The organism is Indolivaga capnocytophagoides (assembly GCF_036511535.1).
GTDB classification, from domain to species: domain Bacteria; phylum Bacteroidota; class Bacteroidia; order Bacteroidales; family Dysgonomonadaceae; genus Dysgonomonas_A; species Dysgonomonas_A capnocytophagoides.
Map to the genome: position 1 here is coordinate 3,596,011 of NZ_AP028867.1, position 18,884 is coordinate 3,614,894.

The 18,884-nt window shown below is 38.3% G+C and carries 10 protein-coding genes; 2 read left to right on the top strand and 8 right to left on the bottom strand.

From position 1 onward, the window contains the following. Window position 1 precedes the first annotated feature (1 nt). Window positions 2–1,090 carry a sensor histidine kinase gene (locus AABJ51_RS14525; RefSeq protein ID WP_338373128.1) on the top strand — a complete coding sequence of 363 codons (1,089 nt, stop codon included), beginning with the start codon at window positions 2–4 and terminating at the stop codon, window positions 1,088–1,090. Beyond that, window positions 1,087–1,800 carry a LytR/AlgR family response regulator transcription factor gene (locus AABJ51_RS14530; RefSeq protein ID WP_338373130.1) on the top strand — a complete coding sequence of 238 codons (714 nt, stop codon included), beginning with the start codon at window positions 1,087–1,089 and terminating at the stop codon, window positions 1,798–1,800. The genes AABJ51_RS14525 and AABJ51_RS14530 overlap by 4 nt, the downstream gene beginning before the upstream one ends. Window positions 1,801–1,893: 93 nt before the next feature. On the opposite strand, the gene AABJ51_RS14535 is transcribed toward AABJ51_RS14530, so the two are convergent. The 8 genes from AABJ51_RS14535 to susR all read right to left on the bottom strand — a co-directional run bounded on the left by AABJ51_RS14535 (window position 1,894) and on the right by susR (window position 18,769). After that, entirely contained in the window at window positions 1,894–4,083 is a 2,190-nt protein-coding gene (locus AABJ51_RS14535) for a glycoside hydrolase family 97 protein (RefSeq protein WP_338373132.1), read from the bottom strand. 92 nt (window positions 4,084–4,175) lie between these two features. Beyond that, window positions 4,176–6,203 (bottom strand): kojibiose hydrolase, encoded by a 2,028-nt coding sequence (locus AABJ51_RS14540; protein WP_338373134.1) that lies wholly within the window; start codon window positions 6,201–6,203, stop codon window positions 4,176–4,178. Window positions 6,204–6,248: 45 nt separating this feature from the next. Further along, window positions 6,249–8,735, bottom strand: coding sequence for a glycoside hydrolase family 31 protein (locus AABJ51_RS14545; RefSeq protein ID WP_338373135.1), 2,487 nt, complete (start codon window positions 8,733–8,735; stop codon window positions 6,249–6,251). A 256-nt stretch (window positions 8,736–8,991) separates the two neighbouring features. Beyond that, complete coding sequence (locus tag AABJ51_RS14550; RefSeq protein WP_338373137.1) at window positions 8,992–10,749, bottom strand: endo-dextranase; 1,758 nt, start codon at window positions 10,747–10,749, stop codon at window positions 8,992–8,994. Between the two features lie 75 nt (window positions 10,750–10,824). After that, window positions 10,825–12,264, bottom strand: coding sequence for a SusE domain-containing protein (locus AABJ51_RS14555; protein WP_338373138.1), 1,440 nt, complete (start codon window positions 12,262–12,264; stop codon window positions 10,825–10,827). A 33-nt stretch (window positions 12,265–12,297) separates the two neighbouring features. Continuing rightward, the gene (locus AABJ51_RS14560) at window positions 12,298–13,785 is read right to left on the bottom strand and encodes a RagB/SusD family nutrient uptake outer membrane protein (RefSeq protein WP_338373139.1); all 1,488 of its coding nucleotides are present in this window, start codon (window positions 13,783–13,785) and stop codon (window positions 12,298–12,300) included. A 26-nt stretch (window positions 13,786–13,811) separates the two neighbouring features. Then, window positions 13,812–16,811 carry a SusC/RagA family TonB-linked outer membrane protein gene (locus AABJ51_RS14565; protein WP_338373140.1) on the bottom strand — a complete coding sequence of 1,000 codons (3,000 nt, stop codon included), beginning with the start codon at window positions 16,809–16,811 and terminating at the stop codon, window positions 13,812–13,814. Between the two features lie 290 nt (window positions 16,812–17,101). After that, the gene (susR, locus tag AABJ51_RS14570) at window positions 17,102–18,769 is read right to left on the bottom strand and encodes a SusR family glycan utilization regulator (RefSeq protein WP_338373141.1); all 1,668 of its coding nucleotides are present in this window, start codon (window positions 18,767–18,769) and stop codon (window positions 17,102–17,104) included. Between the last annotated feature and the right edge of the window lie 115 nt (window positions 18,770–18,884).

Genomic DNA, 18,884 nt, shown 5'->3' on the forward strand with positions numbered 1-18,884 from the left:
CATGAAGGTAAGTAGTTATAATAATATTATTGTCAATTTGTTGGTATCCCCCCGATATAGGATATTACGTCATTTAGTATTGTTTTTTTTCATCCTTGCTCTTTCGGTAGGATTTGTTTATGGTATGGAAGAACGAGGTTGGAGTGCGGGATTTTTTGAGCAATTAATTTATTTCTCTAGCTTTGGAATTCTATTCTGGCTTGCAAGCTGTCTCAATATATATGTATTGACCCCAAGATTATTGTTGAAAAATAAATGGTTGCTGTTTTTTCTATCACTTGCGGTGCTTGTCTTATTCGTAATTACAATTATATTTATCATACAAATTACGAATATTGAATGGGAGGAAGATCCTTTGGATACGACTCATGCAACTCCTTATGAGTATTTCAAAGCGGTAATAAATCTTTCGTCAGCTTTTCTGTCTTTTCTCCTTCTGTTTGCGGGTACATCCTCATTTGTTCTTTTCAAGTATTGGATATTGGATATGCAGCAGTCCGAAGAATTGGAGTCGGAAACTTTACAAATGGAATTGAAATTATTAGAGAATCAAATCAATCCGCATTTTTTGTTCAATATGCTCAACAATGCCAATATTATGATAAAAAAGGATCCGCATACCGCTTTACATATTATTGAGAAGCTTGAGGAGATGCTAAACTATCTTATGAATGACAGTTTGAAAGAAAAAGTGTATTTACATGAGGAAGTCCTATTTTTGAGCGATTTTCTGGAACTTGAAAAAACACGAAGAGATTATTTTGATTATACCGTTTCTGTTGATGGGGATATGAATGATAAGCAGATATCACCATTATTATTTATTGCTTTTGTTGAAAATGCAGTAAAGCATAATCAGGACAGTCAGACAGCATCATATGTTAATATTTCGTTTAAAGTATCGAAAGAATGTCTGATATTTATCTGTAAAAATTCAATACCAGCTAATCTTCCCAATAAACAGCAAGCGGGAGGAATAGGATTGGTTAATATAAAACGACGATTAGACTTGTTATATAAAAGCAATTACCATTTAGAACAGACTAAAACAGATGTAAGTTACACCGTAAAGTTGGAGTTGAAGTTATGAAATGTATTATAGTTGACGATGAGCCTATTGCTCGAGAAGGTATAAGGTTACTGATTAGTGAAATACCTCAATTGGCATTACTGAAAGGATTTAATAATGCGGGAGATGCGTCTTTGTTTATAAGTGAAACATCGGTAGACTTGATTTTTCTCGATATTAATATGCCCGGAGTTAATGGGATCGAATTTGCCCGTAGTGTACCTAAGCAAACACTGATTATATTTACTACTGCATATTCAGAGTATGCTCTGGACAGCTATGAAGTGGATGCGATAGATTATCTGGTGAAGCCGATTGATCCCGTAAAATTTCGGAAAGCAGTAAATAAAGCCATAGTATATCATTCGCTTTTGATTGATGAAGAGAAGAAGAGAATAGAAAGTGCTGATAGTGATTTTATCTTCGTGAAATCTGACCGGAAATATTTTAAGGTAAATTTTGAGGATATTCTCTTTATCGAAGGCTTAAAAGACTATATTATCATCCAGATGGAAGATCAGAGGATTATTACACGAATGAGTCTGAAAGCGATTCAGGAATTATTGCCAGAGACTCTGTTTTTCCGGATAAATAAGTCTTATATTGTCAATAAGAAGCATATCGAATCATTTGATAATAATGATGTTTTTATAGGCAAATATGAAATTGCCATAGGTAATACTTTTAGAGACGATTTTTTCAAAGCATTTACTAATAATAAGTTGATTTGATAGAAGAGGGGTTTAATATAGCAGAAAATGCTGCAATCGTATAGATTACAGCATTTCCCAATTTGCATATGAGATAGTTTTCTCTCTGAAGGGTTAAAGTTTTTTCAATCCTTTGGTCTGGCTTTTGTCAGTTACCGGAACAAGGCTTATGGCATATCCTCCACCGGGAACAGATAATTGAGTCAGTTTCGATTTATTTGTTACGATTACCTTACGGATAGTGTAAGCTTGAGGATTTGTCTTATAATCCGCATTTTTTGCATCGGCATAGATAGTCGCAATGTATTCTTTATCAGAATCAAGGAAGTCAAAACCTATTTTAGAAGTGAAGGCATTATACCCCGCTGTGTTTCCAACAAACCATTTGTCCGTTCCTTTAGCTTTACGGGCTACAGTAACATATTCGGCAGGCTCAGCTTCGAGATATATGCTGTTGTCCCAATCCAAGGCTACATCTTTGATAAACTGGAATGCATCCGGAAAGCGATTGTAATTTTCAGGAAGATCAGCTGCCATTTGAAGCGGGCTGCTCATAGTTACATAAAGAGCCAGTTGGTTGGCAATAGTAGAGTTACAGTGAGAATGGTTGTTCGGATTGATTTTCTCGATATCCATTTCGAATATACCTGGAGTATAATCCATCGGGCCTCCGATCAGACGGGTGAAAGGCAGCACGCACACATGATTTGGTTTACTTCCTCCGAATGCCTGATACTCAGTTCCCCGAGCAGATTCGTTCCCGATCAGATTCGGATATGTACGACAAATTCCGGTAGGTCGAACAGCTTCGTGGGCATTGACCATTATCTTATATTCGGCAGCTTTTTCTATTGCAAACTGATAGTGATTATTGATCCATTGACTGTAATGGTTCTCGCCGCGGGGAATGATATTACCAACGTATCCGCTTTTTACAGCCGGATAGTCGTATTTATTCATCAGTTGATATGCTTTGTCCATATAGCGTTCGTAGTTACGTACCGAGGCTGATGTTTCATGGTGCATGATCATTTTTACGCCTTTGCTTTTGGCATATCGGTGTATTTCTTCGATATCGAAATCAGGGTATGGTGTTTGGAAGTCAAAAACAAAGTCTTTAGAATGTCCGAACCAATCTTCCCATCCTGTATTCCACCCTTCTACCAATACTCCGTCAAAGCCATTCAAGGCTGCGAAGTCTATGTATTTCTTCACGTTTTCGGTGGTTGCTCCGTGTCGGCCATGAGGTTTTACTTTGCTATAGTCGGTAACACCCAGCTGAACACTTTTCAGGTCATTTGTATATGACCAGTCACTTTTACCGGTGATCATTTCCCACCATACACCCACATACTTCATTGGCTTGATCCATGAAGTATCGTCTATTTTACAAGGATCATTCAGGTTGAGAGTGATATTTGATGCTAATATTTCGCGGGCATCATCACTTACGATAACTGTACGCCATGGTGTTGTAGAAGGAGTTTGTAAGTGTCCTTTGGTTCCGTTTGCATCAGGGGTAATCCACGATTGGAAAATGAGGTTTTTGTCATCCAGATTGAGATGCATACAACCGTAGTTGATAAGTGCGGCCTCATGTAAATTGATATAAATACCATCAGCAGTTTTCATTTGTAAGGAAGTCTGAACACCTGTTTCGGAGAATCCTGTTTGAGACAAGTTGCTTGATCTGCCTTGCTGATTGATACTTCTTATTTCCGAAAGTTTCGATACATGGTAGTCGTACTCCTGAGTATCATAGTCCCCAGGAATCCAATAAGCGGTATGATCTCCTGTCATGGCAAACTGGGTAAGCTCTTCTTTTATCACAAAGTAAACAAGATTGTCCTGTTCCGGAAATTCATAACGAAATCCCAGACCATCGTCAAACAAGCGGAAGCGGATAACCATATTACGGTCTGTTGATTTCTGGTTCAGGGTTACAGCCATTTCATTATAATGGTTCCGTATATCCTTTGTTTCACCCCATACCGGTTGCCATGTTTCGTCAAAAGATGAATTTTTCACATCGCTAATGTTAAAACCATCGTGCAAAGAAGTCTTAGGATCTTTATTCTTCTTTATCTCTGCTCCAAATTCAGCACTTTCATTGCCTGTCAGTTCTAAACCCAGCTTACTAGGGTTGATAACACTTTTTCCTTTGTATTTTAAGGAATAAATGGGTGATCCCTCCTTATTGAGCGAAAAGTTCAGCTCGAAGTTCCCATTTGGCGATTTTAATTCTTGTGCGTTTATTATTGTCATAACAAATAAATAACACAATGCCAGAGTTAATTTTTTCATTTTTTTTATTTTCCTATTAGAGTTTATACTTAATAAGTGTAGTATATTATTTGATAATAGATATTATGTTTTTTTATGAGTTTATTGATCTCTTAGTATTTGTAATTTGTCACAGTGTAAGTTTTTCTGTCTTTTCCTACACCCTTTATTGATAATTTTTTCCAGTGTTTAGGTAATACTGATTTTTTCTGTATTATACCAGATGGGGTAACTTCTAATCCGCCAAAACCATTAATAACTGCTTGTAGTAGCCCTCCCGCACAAGTTGCAAAATATGGGTTTTGACTTGTTGCAGTTTCTGCAAGCACATTAAATGGTGGTCGTACATTTGGTTGATAACACCGGTAAAACATTTCGGTAGCTTTATCAATATCACCTAAATGCGCATATTGAACACAAAAGATAGAATAAGTCATCGCAGGTCCATGCACATTGTCTACTTTATGTTCGTAATATTCCAAGTCTTTTCTTAATCTTATAGGATCTGTAATAATATTTAAAGGATAACCCAGTAGGTTAGCATCAGCTTGTTTTATTATCTGCCCATCATAATCGATATATTCTTTGGTAACTCCATTTTCAAATGTGTGTATGGATATGTTTTTGCTTATATCAACCCATTCTTCAGGAGCTTCTTCTCCACAAATTTTGGCGGCTTGAGCCGCAAAGTCCAGAGCCTTTATTGCCGCACCATTGGTAAAAGCATTGTCTGTTTTACCCTCTGCATATTCGTCGGCTCCTACTACATGCTTTATAGAATAAGTTCCATCTGTATTTTTTTCGACACGGCTAACCCAAAAATCAGCCGCTTTCTTCATTAGAGGATAGCCTTTTTCTTTCAGCCATTTCAGATCTTTATTCATACAATAGTAATTCCAGCATGCAATGGCAATATCTGCCGTAATATGGTGTTCAAACTGTCCGGTAGTAGAATATATAGGTGTTGATTCTTCTCCAAAATCATCCGATTCCCAAGGAAACATAGCTCCTTTATACCCATAAGCATCTGCTTTTCGTTCTGCAGCAGCAAGTCTGTTTATCCGATAATTGATCATTGATTCGGCTATTCCCTGATTCAGGAATAACATTGGAGGGAACATCCATATTTCTGAATCCCAGAATATATGGCCATTATATCCCTGCGAAGATAATCCCATGGGGGATATACTAAGGTCAGATCCGGCACGGCAGTATGCATACAAATTGAATAATGCAAAACGAATAGTCTTCTGAGCCTCATCGTCTCCCTCTATTATTATATCTCCCTGCCATAAATCGGCCCAATGACGTTTGTGTGCTTCCATTATGGAGGGAATACCTTCATGCATGATATAAATAACCTGCCGCTCGGATTCGCTAGATGGGTCTACGAAATCTCGGGTCGAACAAATAGATCCCGCAAGAGAAAAAGAGATTTTTTCTCCTTTCTTCATATTTCCCGAAATGCTTGTTTGTTTTTTTTCTTTATTATCCAATTGAAATCTATCGGTAGGATAGATGAAAACAGAAGATGCAGCAACTTTTTGCATGTGCTTTTCGGATGATGCATTGACTTGCAGTATACTGACCTGTTTTCCTCCGGCATTTAATGATTTAAATACATGGTTTGCATCGACATATTCCTTTGGTATATCCATTTCATTTTCGATATTTAGAGAAATGTTGTCCAACGCGTTTACTGTAATATTTATTAAGCCCGAAAACGGAAGGTTTCTTAGGGCCGAGATAGTATATTCGATCTCAGCTGTTTTTCCTACTTTGAATGACGTGGTGTGGGTGGCCTCTTTCATATTTATACTTTGTTTCCATCCACTAATGTTGGACTCTGTCACCTGTTCTCCATTTATACTCATCTTTAATATGAACGGATTTATACCTTTTAGTACTCGAGTCACTCCATATTCGTCACTTATGTCAAATACATGATTCAATATTACATGGCGAATCGAAAAAGGTTCTTTCCATGGCAATATCCCGATTGTACCATTGGCTATAGGTGCACCTGTATAATTCTGAGTATTCTTAGCTTCTATAATCCATCCTTGTTGTGATTCTTGAGCGGATAAATATTGAAGAGAATTTATACACAAAAAAACTATAATAAGTAGTTTATATTTCATATAATCAGTGTAATATTAGAACAGGTCTTAGAACAAGAGTTATTACTAATTATTTATTTGTATGTTGATTCTATTTCTTTTATCCGGAATTTTCACCCAACATTCCATTGTAACCTCGTTCCATGACCATTCGGTAGAAATTATATCTATATTCAAAGTTTCCGAGATAGATTGTTCTGCTACATTTTTAATGACAGTTCCATTTACATTTACGGTTACAGGTTTTTTGTCTAAATGGTATTTCAATACGATATTTCTTTTCTGCGATTGAATAAACCCTTTGTCGTCCGGAGTTATACTTGTCGTATATCCGTCTTCAGAAGTTGTACACATAAATTGTGTTTTAGAGTAAATATCCCTCAGATAATCAAGATTCTCTCCATTATCCTCATATAATTCAAAAGAAGTGCTTTCGTCCACATAATTAGGAAATATATGAACAAATACCGGATAATCCTTATTTTCGTGAATATACTGCATTACAGGCATCATCGGTATAATAGAGCCTTTTTTTACAAATATAGGAATTGTATTTAAAGGAGCCTTGTAAGCAATAGTTTGTCCACCCAGATAAACGGTTTTCTTATCATTAAAGTCTATCCATTCTCCATCAGGCAGATATACGCGTTTTACCCGTTCACCCTTTTTTAGAACAGGTGCGACCAAAATTTCTTCACCAAATATAAATTGATTGTCAATTTTAGCAGCTTCCGCATCGTTCGGATATTCCATAAACAGTCCTCTGGTAATAGGTAATCCTGTATCGTGGGCTTTGCGTGAATAAGTATAGAGATAGGGGAACAATTGATATTTAAGTTCGATTGCAGCCTTACTGTTCTTTTCCACCACATCGCCAAACATCCAGGGTTCTACAGCATTATCGCCTTCGTGGTGAATACGGCTTAGAGGACAGAATACACCAAATTGCAGCCAGCGGGTATACAGTTCACCCATTGCCTTGTAATCGGTAATATCTCCGCAGTAACCCGAAATATCGGTTGTCCAGAAAGGAATACCTCCTAATCCTGCGGAGATACCGACAGCTACCTGATTCTCGAGTTGCCCCCATCCTTCAAGGACATCATTTCCGTTTCCGCTATCGTTAGTCCAACCAAAAGTATATCGTTGCAGTCCTGCATAAGCAGACCTTGTCATCTGGAATATACGGCGGTTTGGATTATGTTTCTCGAATTGTTCTTTTACAACTTTATCCCAAGTTAGTCCATAGATATTATGAACCTCATTGTGCATTCCGATATGATGTTTCATAAACAGACGGTCTACATCTTCTTCGTTGCTCCAGGCAGGTTCACCCATATCAGTCCAAAAGCCGCTTATTCCGTCATCTATCGGTTTTTGCTGATATTTTCCCCACCAGTCGGCAACTTCGGGTATGGTGAAATCGACCACACCGCAATTTCCACCCCATGGCCATGGCATATCATAAGATTTTCCTGTGCGGACGTCTTTAACGAAATATCCAAGTTTATCGGCCTCCTGCCATTGCTTCTTATTTGCCTGAGAGATAACCGGATCTTGTGATACAATCATCTTAAAACCTTGAGATTTTAAATTCTGAAGCATGCCTTTAGGGTTGGTGTAGTTGCCTTTTCGCCATTCAAAATCCTGCAGATTTTGAGTCCAGCCGATATCCTGATAAATAATATCACATGGTATCTGGCGTTTACGGAATTCGGCAGCTACCTGTAGAGCCTGATCTTCTTTAGTGTAAAGCCCCCGGCATTGAGCAAGCCCCAATGCCCATTTAGGAGGCATGATCGGTTTTCCGGTCAGGTCAATATATTGTTCCTGAATTTCTTTATAGTCTTTTCCGAATATGAAATAATAGACAAATGCTCCGTCGGGAGCTTCGAATGAATAATATTCGTCCGATTCCGTTCCGAATTTAAATTCAGTCTTATAGGTATTATCAAGAAATATTCCGTAACGGTAGCTACTCATAAAGAAAGGAATACTCTTAGCTAAAGGGTCTTCCGTTACGCTATAGCAAGGGCGGTCGCTGTTCCACATCTTATATGAATGTCCACGGCGGTTAAGCGTTCCTGTTTTTTCACCTAATCCAAAGAACTGTTCGTCGTTTCTTAATACTTTATACGCTTTTACAGCAGAAGAATCAGATACATGCCCTTTATCTTTGAAGTCACTGAAAACTAATTTCTGCCATTTATCGAATATCTGTAACTGCATCGGGTTTTTATTAACCCTGATGCGTAATTTTGATGTAAATATCTCGTAGCAGGCAGGTTCTTCATTAACATTGACTTCTCCTACATTCTCGAGACTCTCATTCACCACGGCGTAAGAATGGTTTTTTCGGGTAAGTTTACCTGACTGATCAAACCATACTTTTACTACCGAATTACTATTGATTGTCAAAGACAGCTTAGCCCCGTCCTTACAATTAAATATTACTTCATTTCCTTTCTTTGTATAGGAAATACATTCCCCGGCGAATAGAACCGCCGAAGAAAGTATTATCCCGAAAACTAGTAAACCTATTTTTTTTATCATATATCTTTATTCTTTTAGGCTGCAGATGGCAACCTTTATTTTCAATCAGGTAAGGCAAAAAGGTAACACCGAAACATTCTACTTACTATTTTGTGACTTTCTTCTGATATTTGTTTTCCAGCCTTTTAACCGTCAAAAGGTAACAAAGGTGACGAAAGAATGTACTTTTCGGATGTACCCTTTTTGTTCTGTTTTATACTTACAACTGTATTCTATTGCATAGATAAAATTTTCAGTTGATCAGTTTCAATACAGTTTAGTATTCCAATACAACCATATCCCAATATTTTAGAGAAGGAACAGTTAAGGTGATCTCGTTACCCGATTGAGTAAAATCTATGCTCTGTGCAACTCCTCCATTGATATCGGGAGAGGCTATCCATACCTTAGAGACTGTTTTTCCTGCCGATATACTGATTCCGATTCCGGAAACGGTTGTTGCAGCTGTTTGATTTCCATTTGTATCACGCCATTCCATCGAATTTGCATTCGTAAAGTTTATCAGGTGTAATACATCCCTGTTTGTAAATCTTTTCGAAACAACAGCTACTTCTCCTTGCGATCCAGGCCAGTTATTGAATATCAGTTTATTGTCGGTAGATTGTACCTTGATGTTAGAAAAAGTTCCGCCATCACGCAACAGGTTCTGATAGGCAACCAGAAAATCGTAATAATAAGTCAGATTCTGTTTTGTCTCCCTTTTCATTTGTAAGTTCGAATTCGGGAAATATTCATTCGACAGATAATGCTCTCCTAATTCGAGGTGGGCACCTCCAAATGAGAATATGACCGCATTGGTCAATAATATACCTGGCATATTTATGAATCCCGAATTTCCGGACTTATCATAATTCATATAAGCTGCTAAAACAGTTTGTTTAGAGTTGTTACTATACGAATTGTTATTGATAATTACTTGAGCAAGTTCTTCGTAGGTTTTACTTTCAGACCAGACTTCAGTATATAAGAAGTCTATGTCCGATTTGGATATGCTTTTCTCTTGCCCGTATTGGCTGACTGCATTCATTACCAGTCTTTTTTCCGGGTTAGCCTGTTTCATAGCGGCTATAAATGATTTATATGTTTCGTCGAGTTTTACAGCTTCACCGTTGTAATTATATACTGTTCCTCTGTCTCCTAACTGGTCGATGTGATATCCGTCGAAATTAAATACCGAGTATACATCTTTGTTTCTTCCGGCCAGATATGCCTGCCATTCGGTATTACCCGGATTGGTCAAATAAATGTTGCTGCGGAAAGGAGCATCTAACGGATGGTTGTCTTTTTCTGTATGGTTTTTGTCCTTGAATAAGTACCACTCTTCTTTTACTCCGTCTGAAGCAGCATTATCCAATGCTCCGAAAGCAAGATTGTAAAACATAGTCTTCATTCCTTTGTTATGAGCTGCATCAATATAACCTTTTACGGTAGACTGATAGTTGGTACGTCCGATGAGGTCGAGCCACGATTCAGCAGGATTTTCAACTGTTCCGGCTAATGGGCGTTGATGATCATACATCCAGTCATAGAATTGAATACCATTGATGTGATACCTGTTTAATACTTCCACATTGTCTATGATGGTTTTGTCTGAAAGTTTACCGTATGAAGATAAAAATCCGTAACGAGGGAATTTCTTCCAATCCGACGATACGTCAACAGCTATACTCTGATATACTTTTTCAGTTCCGTCTTCAGTAGCATAAATATCTACCATGTAACCTTTGTAATCATCGGCAGGAGTCTGCCAGCTCCAAGACTCGGACGATAGGCTTTCTTCTTTCAGAACTTCACCTAAGTGTGAATATCTGACTTTGAGATTTCCCGAGGGTTTATCTTTCAGGGTAAAGTGTACGGTTTCGCCCGGTTGATAACAAGCCTTGTCGGTTGTTAATGTTGCATTGAAATATGTCTCTCCGTATATTACCGGATCATTTTTTGTATCGTAATAATCTTCACAGCCGGTGGTTAGTATAGCCAGACCAAAAGCCAAGGATAAATACGTCTTTTTCATGTTATTGTATCTTTAAAAGAGGAGTTTCCTAATCAGAGACTCCTCTGCTCTTATTATTTAAAGAGGTCTGAGACCTTATTTTTTGATAATTACAGTTTGTTGCAGCTGATCCAATTCGATAGTATATGTTCCCGCACTGGAGATTTTCCATTTATTATCGGGATTTGCTCCACCGGCACTGAAAATCATTTGCTCGGTAGTGCCTGTTGGTTCTTTTCCGTTTTCACTGGCTAAAAACCAATCGCCGTTCCAGTCACTTTTCTTGTCGCAGGTAAATTTTAATTCTCCGGCGTTAAGAGTTCCTGTCCAAGTGAATTTATATGGATTACCCGATACAGCTGTCATTGGTGTCGCACTATCGATACTCCATCCGTTAGGAGCTGCGTCTCCTACCAGATAGATGAGTTTATATGGAGTGAACGGAACGATATCTATTTTCATGTCACGTGTATCGAGTTTGATCTTATAAACCCCTCCGGCAATGTTCCATTTATTGTCGGGGTCTCCTGCCCATTTGCTGACTTCAAGATTAGTTCCAGCTCCTGTTTGATCTACTGTAGGGCGGAAAAATGCAGCATCCCAGTTTTGGGCTGTAGCTATTTTGAAATCACCTCCGGCTGATAAATCAGCGTTATAATGGAAGATAAACGGATCGGATGGATCTACAGTCATTGCTTTGAAGTTCCATCCTGTAGGGTTTCCTACCAGCCACAATTCGCTGTATTCAGGAGCATCCAGAGTCTCAATGCTAATCACCATATTAATGATGTTGAGTGAAATTTTATAGATACCAGTTGCAGGTATTGTGAATTTATCGTCTGCATCTTCATCCGATTCACGTAAAGAGAGTTTAGTATTATCACTTCCCTTATTGTATGATGGAAGGAAACTGCCCAATGTGGTGATAAATTTCAGTTCTCCGGCATTTAGTTTTCCTTGCCATACAAAACCTCCCGCAGCTCCTGATACGGTATTCATTTTAGTGGCGTTATCTGCGCTCCATCCATTGGGTGCTGCGCTGCCGATAAGGTAAAGGGTAGATGATACAGGTTTATAAGTTTTAACTGAAACTTTTAGTACCTCTGAAACTTGGGGATCTATATTTTCCTGAAGAACTTTTGCTGTAACACGGGCTTCTAACTCAACCGAAGTATTGGTTTCGGCTCCAAGTTGATTGATGATTATTGCATTTAGTTCTTCCGTCTTATAAGAAACAGATGTTTTACCCTGAGTTAGTTCAACTTCTATTTTTTTGTTGAAATCAGTACCTCCGAGTCCAAGTTCGAATGTATATGTAATAGCTGCATTTGTATTGAAGTTAGATCCAGGTGTCCATTCGAAAGTAATGGCATTACTTTGGGGTGCGGTAACATCCAGTTCCAGCGAGGTATTATCCGCTGATAATGTCAACGGTTGATTGCCGAGATCTGTTTCTTTATAGTCATCATCACAAGAGATGAATAAAGCCGGAATAGTCAGAAGTATTCCCAACAGTATATTAGTTATATTTTTCATTTTGAATTCAGTTTTTAATATAAGTAAGAGACCTTAATAACCCGGATTTTGTTTAAGATTGGGATTAGAGTCTATTTCTTTTTGAGGAATAGGTAATAATAAATGCTTCTTCTGGGCATTGACTTTTCCTATTGAGTGCAAAAAGTTAAGAGCATATTGTCCATTATCCCAACGGATCATGTCAAACCATTGGTGGCCTTCGAATGCCAATTCAATACGGCGTTCATGTCTGATCTTTTCACGCATTTCCTCCTGCGATAGGTTTTCAATGTCACTTCTGTTAGTCAGTCCGGCACGTTTTCTTACTTGATATAGAGGTTCTATGGCATCAGACGTATTGCCCAATTCATTTTCTGCTTCTGCTTTCATCAACAATATATCGGCATAACGAAGAACGATAATGCTAGCCGAATTGGTGTTGTAATCAGGTGAAACAGATGTAGGAACTAAAAATTTCCTGACATTATAACCTGTAGAGGACATGGTGCTTTTGTATTGCTTACCATCGAAAGAGGGACCTCCTTCGTAAAGGATTGTTTTATCTTTACGTAAGTCTCCCGATTCGTATTGGTTAACAAATTCTTGAGTAGGTTGATTCCAACCATAGCCTCCGCCAACCCATCCGGAGTTGCGAGGACCCATATAGGTGCTTAACCAGCAAGCCTGATTTTCATCGTCCCAGAAACCGGCTTTTGTCAAGCCATAATACTGTATTTCGAATAAAGATTCTGCTGTATTCTTGTTCTTCTCTTCTCCTCCGAAGCAGTCACTGTAATCAGAATTAAGAACGTACCCAAGGTTTTCGACCATATTGCACATTTCCAGGCTCTTTTGATACTGACCTATAGTAAGATATACTTTTGCTAACATTCCCGAGGCAGCTCCTTTGCTCGCTCTACCAAGATCTTTACTGCTGTATTCTTCGCGGCGGGGAAGTTTGTCTATTGCATCCAGAAGATCGGGAATGATGACTTCGTTATAGATACGGTCTTTACTTACTCTCTCAGGGAACAAGTCGTCTCCCGGTTTGGTGGGAGTCAGGCTTAATGGAACATCTCCGAATAATTGAACTAAAATAAAGTAATAACTCGCCCGTAGAAATTTAGCCTCACCGATACATCTGTTTTTGATACTTTCGCTGATGTTCATGTTAGGAACATTCTCTAATACCGTGTTACAGTAGAGAATGCCGGGATTGGGTCCACGCCACAAATCGAGAGCAGCAAAATTATCGGGACCTGTAACAAAGTTGGCCAGTTGGATTGTTTCTATTCCATCGTCACCGCCGCCTGCCCCGACTTCACTGTTTCCGGCGACAATATCAAGTGCCCACATGCGCATATTGTACAGTTTGGGGCGTTGCATAGGTTGATATGCTGCATTGGTCATGGCTATTGCCGATGCTTCATCCTTCACATTCTCGGCTGTAGGATCTTCGTAAGGTTCTTTATCCAAAAAATCTGAACAAGAAGAAAACATACATGCCAGCAGGAGACATCCTGTATATATTATTTTTTTCATGATTGTATTATCTGTTTTAGTAATAATTAAAACTTAAGATCAACTCCGAAACTTATTGTACGCGTCAGAGGATAATTACTGTTATCGACTCCGCCTTGTATTTCCGGATCAAAACCAGAATATTTAGTAAGGGTCAGCAGATTCTGAGCAGACATATAAAAACGAAGACTGTTTATAGAAGCTTTCTTAATCAAAGATTCCGGTAAGGTATACCCTAAAGTAAGGTTCTTCAATCTCAGATAAGATCCGTCTTCTATAAATCGGGTCGAAGTACGTGTGTTTTTGTTCGGGTCGCTGTAAATAGCACGAGGCATAGAATTGCTTGTTCCTTCTCCTGTCCAGCGATTCAGAACCTTTTTGGTTTGATTGCGAACGGTATACATTCCCTCAAGAGTAACACGGTTGGCATTATAAATATCATTACCAGCCACTCCTTGGAGAAATACCTGCATATCGAAATTCCGGTACGAGAAGCTGTTAGTCATTGAAAAATTCCATGCAGGAGTTGGATTTCCGATATAAGTACGGTCGTAATCGTTTACAACTCCGTCGTTATTTATATCTAAAAACTTAATATCTCCGGGAGCTGTTCCATTAGCTGCATCTGTTCCCTGATATTGATATGCGTAACTGTTTACTTCGTTCCAATTTTGGAAGATACCATTTGTAACCCATCCATAGAACGAACCGACCGGAAGTCCTACTGTATGTTGTTGATAGCCACTGTATATGGAGACGTTGTTGTTTAGTTTGATTATCTTATTCTTATTATAAGAGATATTGAAATCGGTATTCCATTCGAAATCTCCTTTTATATTCTGTGAAGCAACGGTTAGTTCCCATCCTGTATTACGAACCTTTCCTGCGTTGATCATAGGAGTGTAGATATCCGAATATCCGGTTGTGATCGGCACTACCATACTTACAAGCATATCGGTTGTGTTTTTGACATAAGCATCAAATGTAACATTGATACGTTGTTTGAATAATGAAGCATCAAAACCGATATTGCCTTGTTTCACCGTTTCCCATTTTATATCAGGATTAGGCATCACCAATGGATATAATGTAGATACGGGTGTTCCGTTAAATACATACTGAGATGTTTTGAGACGGGTAACAGCTGCGTAGTTATCCAAAACTCCCTGATTACCTGTAACACCATATCCCATACGGATTTTAATATCGCTCAATATATTGTTCCTTTTGTAAAAAGATTCTTCCGATAATCTCCATGCTCCAGAGAATGAAGGGAATGTACCCCATCGATTTGCTTTAGTGATACGTGAAGTTCCGTCACGGCGAACCGTTGCAGTTAGTAGATATTTGTCATTAAATGAATAGTTTACGCGTCCGAAGAACGAAAGTAGTGCCCATTCGTTTTTGCTGCCTCCGACAGTCGGATCAAGTAATCCATTGTTCAATTGATTATTACTGTCCGAAAGAAAACCCTGAATGCTTGCTTTCGAATAGTTATATGTGTTATTCTGGGCACTGGATCCTATCATTACATTCAGATTGTGTTTCTCGTTGAATGTATCCATATAGGTAAGGGTATTGTCCCATAAATAAGTTAAGCTTTTGTTTGACTGTTCGCTGCGGTAAGAATTTACAACCGGAATCGGCTGCCAATCGTATTTCGGAGTGAAATTATTTTCATCCCAGAATTTGAAATCAATACCTCCGGTCATTTTATAGGTAACCTTATCGAACAGAGAGGCTTCTCCATATAGATTTCCTAAAACATTATAGCCCTTGGTCGTTGTATTATTTAGGCGTGCGGTTCCGATCGGGTTGCGAAGGTCTCCGTAATATTGAGCTTCGGTTCCAGGTCCCGAATACGTGCCGTCTTCGTTGTATATCGATTGAGTAGGCAGAGATGCTAATGTATTTAATATACTGTAATCTCCATTCTTCTTTGTATCGTGGCTTAGAGTTACATTGTTTCCGAATTTCAGCCACGGGCGGACTTTCGATTCGTTATTGAACTGAAGAGTATAACGGCGGTAAGATGTATTTATTACAATACCATTCTGATCGAATACACTTCCCGATACGTAATAATTACTTTTGTCTGTTCCTCCCGAATAAGAAACAGAATAATTTTGCATTGCGGCTGTACGAAGCAGAGCATCAGTCCAGTCTGTTCCTTTTCCCCATGAGGTCGGATCTTCAAAATCGGGGCGTTGAGTCCGGTTGTTATTAGCCATCATGTCATTATGCAGTGATGCGAATTGCGAAGCATTCAACATTTTCGGAACACTTGTTGCATCTTGTATGCCCCAGTTTGCACTGACAGATATAATACCGTCTCCACTTTTTCCTTTTTTAGTCGTAATCAGAACAACCCCGTTTGCTCCACGTGATCCATAGATAGCGGTAGCGGAGGCATCTTTTAGTATATCAATTGTTTCTACATCGTTTTGGTTTAAAGCGTTCAGCGGCATATCAGTAGGTACACCATCTATTACCAGTAGTGGGTCGGTGCTGTTGATAGAACCAAGTCCTCGTATACGTATACTTACATTACTACCAGGTGCTCCGGCATTAACGACTTGTACACCGGCAGCCTGTCCTTGAAGTGCTTCTCCGATATTTGCCACAGGCTTGTCTTTAAGTGATTTTGCACCCACAGATGCAAGAGACCCGGTCAGGTCTTTCTTTCTCATAACACCGTAGCCGACTACTACAACTTCGTTTAGCATTTCGGTATTATCTTTCATAATAATATGGAAATCAGATCGGTCATTTACGATAATTTCCTGAGTTAAGAACCCCAGATAAGAAACAACGATAACAGCACCATCCTTTACTTCCAGCGAAAACTTTCCGTCTATATCTGTTGCTGTGCCCGAAGTTGTGCCTTTTTCGGAAACCGATGCTCCGATTACACTTTCTCCTTTCTCATCGACAACAATTCCTGTTATCTTTTTTTGAGCAAACATCGATGATGATAAGGTTAAGACCAGCATAAGCATAAATGCTTTACTGAAATAATCCCATCTACTTTTTTGAATTTGTTTCATGGTTTAACTTGATTAAGGTCACAGACCTATTTATTATTTAGGTAAATAAAATAACCGGGAACGGTTACTGAAGATATACAGCCAATTTTTTATCCGTATTTTAAAACATACAATAACTAATAGTGGTTCTGACTGAAAAAAGACTATATCCTCTTCAAAACAAAAATATGAGAGACATGTATTTAAATAAAATTCACATTGACAAAATATAGATACATGAGAAGATTAATCATCTTGTATATAAGTGATTATTAATTTTTTTACTGCGAAAAATATAGATTGAGTATCTGTTATTTTTTCTTAACGGAGCTTATTTTCATTACCCTGTTTTCGAAATCGTCACGAGGTACTGCGGCCTTATTTCTTACTCTGGTGCGATAGCTGTAAATTGTATTTGCGGAATAATGAAGGAAACTGGCTATTTTTGAACTATCGGTGATACCCAGACGGATAAGAGCAAATATACGTAATTCTACGTTGAGTAACTCATTGGGTTTCAAAACAAATTTTTCTTCATCGAGGAGTAGCAAATTGAATTCTTCGACAAAGTTTGGATACAAATGTAAGAAGATATTATCGAAATTCTCATAGAGTTCTTTCAACTCATTGTTAATCATATCGCTGGATTTTAGCATTTTGTATAATTCATCCAGCTTTTTTTCCACGGCCTTTTTGTTTAAGGTGTTCTGATACTTTTCCAATTTGTTGATGTATGTTGAACACAAATCGAGAAAATGTCCTATATAAGCTTCCTTTATCTGGTTTGCTTCGGATAAATTGGTGTTAGCTTCCGATAATTCTTTATTTACAATATGTAACTGGCTGTTTGTCCCTTGTAGCTCATCGTTTAGTTCGTTCAGCTTTACGTTTGTACGATATAATTCTTTCCTGATACGGGCAACCCTTTTCATTTGCCTGTAAGTGTATACAATAGCTAAGACCAGAAAGAACGATAAGATACATGCCAGTATGAGATATGACCGTAATTCGGAGTTCTTCCCGTTTATCTTTTCCTTGTATGCCAAGTCGATGATCGGGAATATCTGAGAAGCTTCGTATGCCCTGAATCGTGCATTCGAAAACATAGCGTCTTCCATTGATGAGCGTATGCAGTCATATGCCCGTTCTATGTCGCCTGTTTCGTACAGAACAGTTGCCAGAGCTTGCATTGAGGCATTTTCTTTGATTGCGTTTTTTATATCGCATATTGCCGATATGGCATAATATCTCTTTTGTAAGTCGGTATTTCCTTCCTTCATATAGATATTTGCCAGAGCATAAGCCAATACTGCTTTCTCGTGTGTGTCAGTTTTGGTCTGATTGAGCATGGTTTGCAGCATTTGTTTAGATTCGTTCAGCTTTTGCTGGTCATATAGCTTTTCGGCGTATACAATTTTATAGTGGTTGGATTTTTTATCCAGAATATTAAGCAGTGAATCTCGGTATAGATCACTAGTTGCTTTATAAGACCGTGTATAAGGATTATTTTGTGAGTAATTGCTATATAACAATTTATAGCAATCGTAATATTTAACTAATAACCAATCAGGCAAAGTTTTTTTATCGATAGACTTCAGGCTGTCTTTCGATTCTATATACATGCTCGAAAATATATATAGAGAGATAAGATCGAGTTTAGACTCGTTTATCCGGGTGATATCGTTTCTTTTCCTTGCGATTTTAAGGTTTTGCTCGGTATAGAAGATAGCCGAATCGGAGATGAAGGTCTTATATTCATCGTACAGTTGGTGGTTGATATCGTAACGCTGGCTATCGCTTATATCGGGTACTGCCAGCATCGATTTGACACGTGATATCTTATCTTTCTTTTGCTGCACATATATTCCCTTCTTTTCTATCAGTTTATATAGGGTACTGTATATTGTATCGGAGGTGGTATGAGCCTGAGATACAAAGGATATGAGAAGTAATAAAATTACAGGTGAAAATCTTTTCATAATCGCAGCTCTTCAATAGTCCAATCATTCTTTGCTGCCAAAGATAGTGGTTTTCATCCGATTTTTATCTTTGATGCTTATGACTATAAGATTCAGATTATGATTAAAAAAGAAA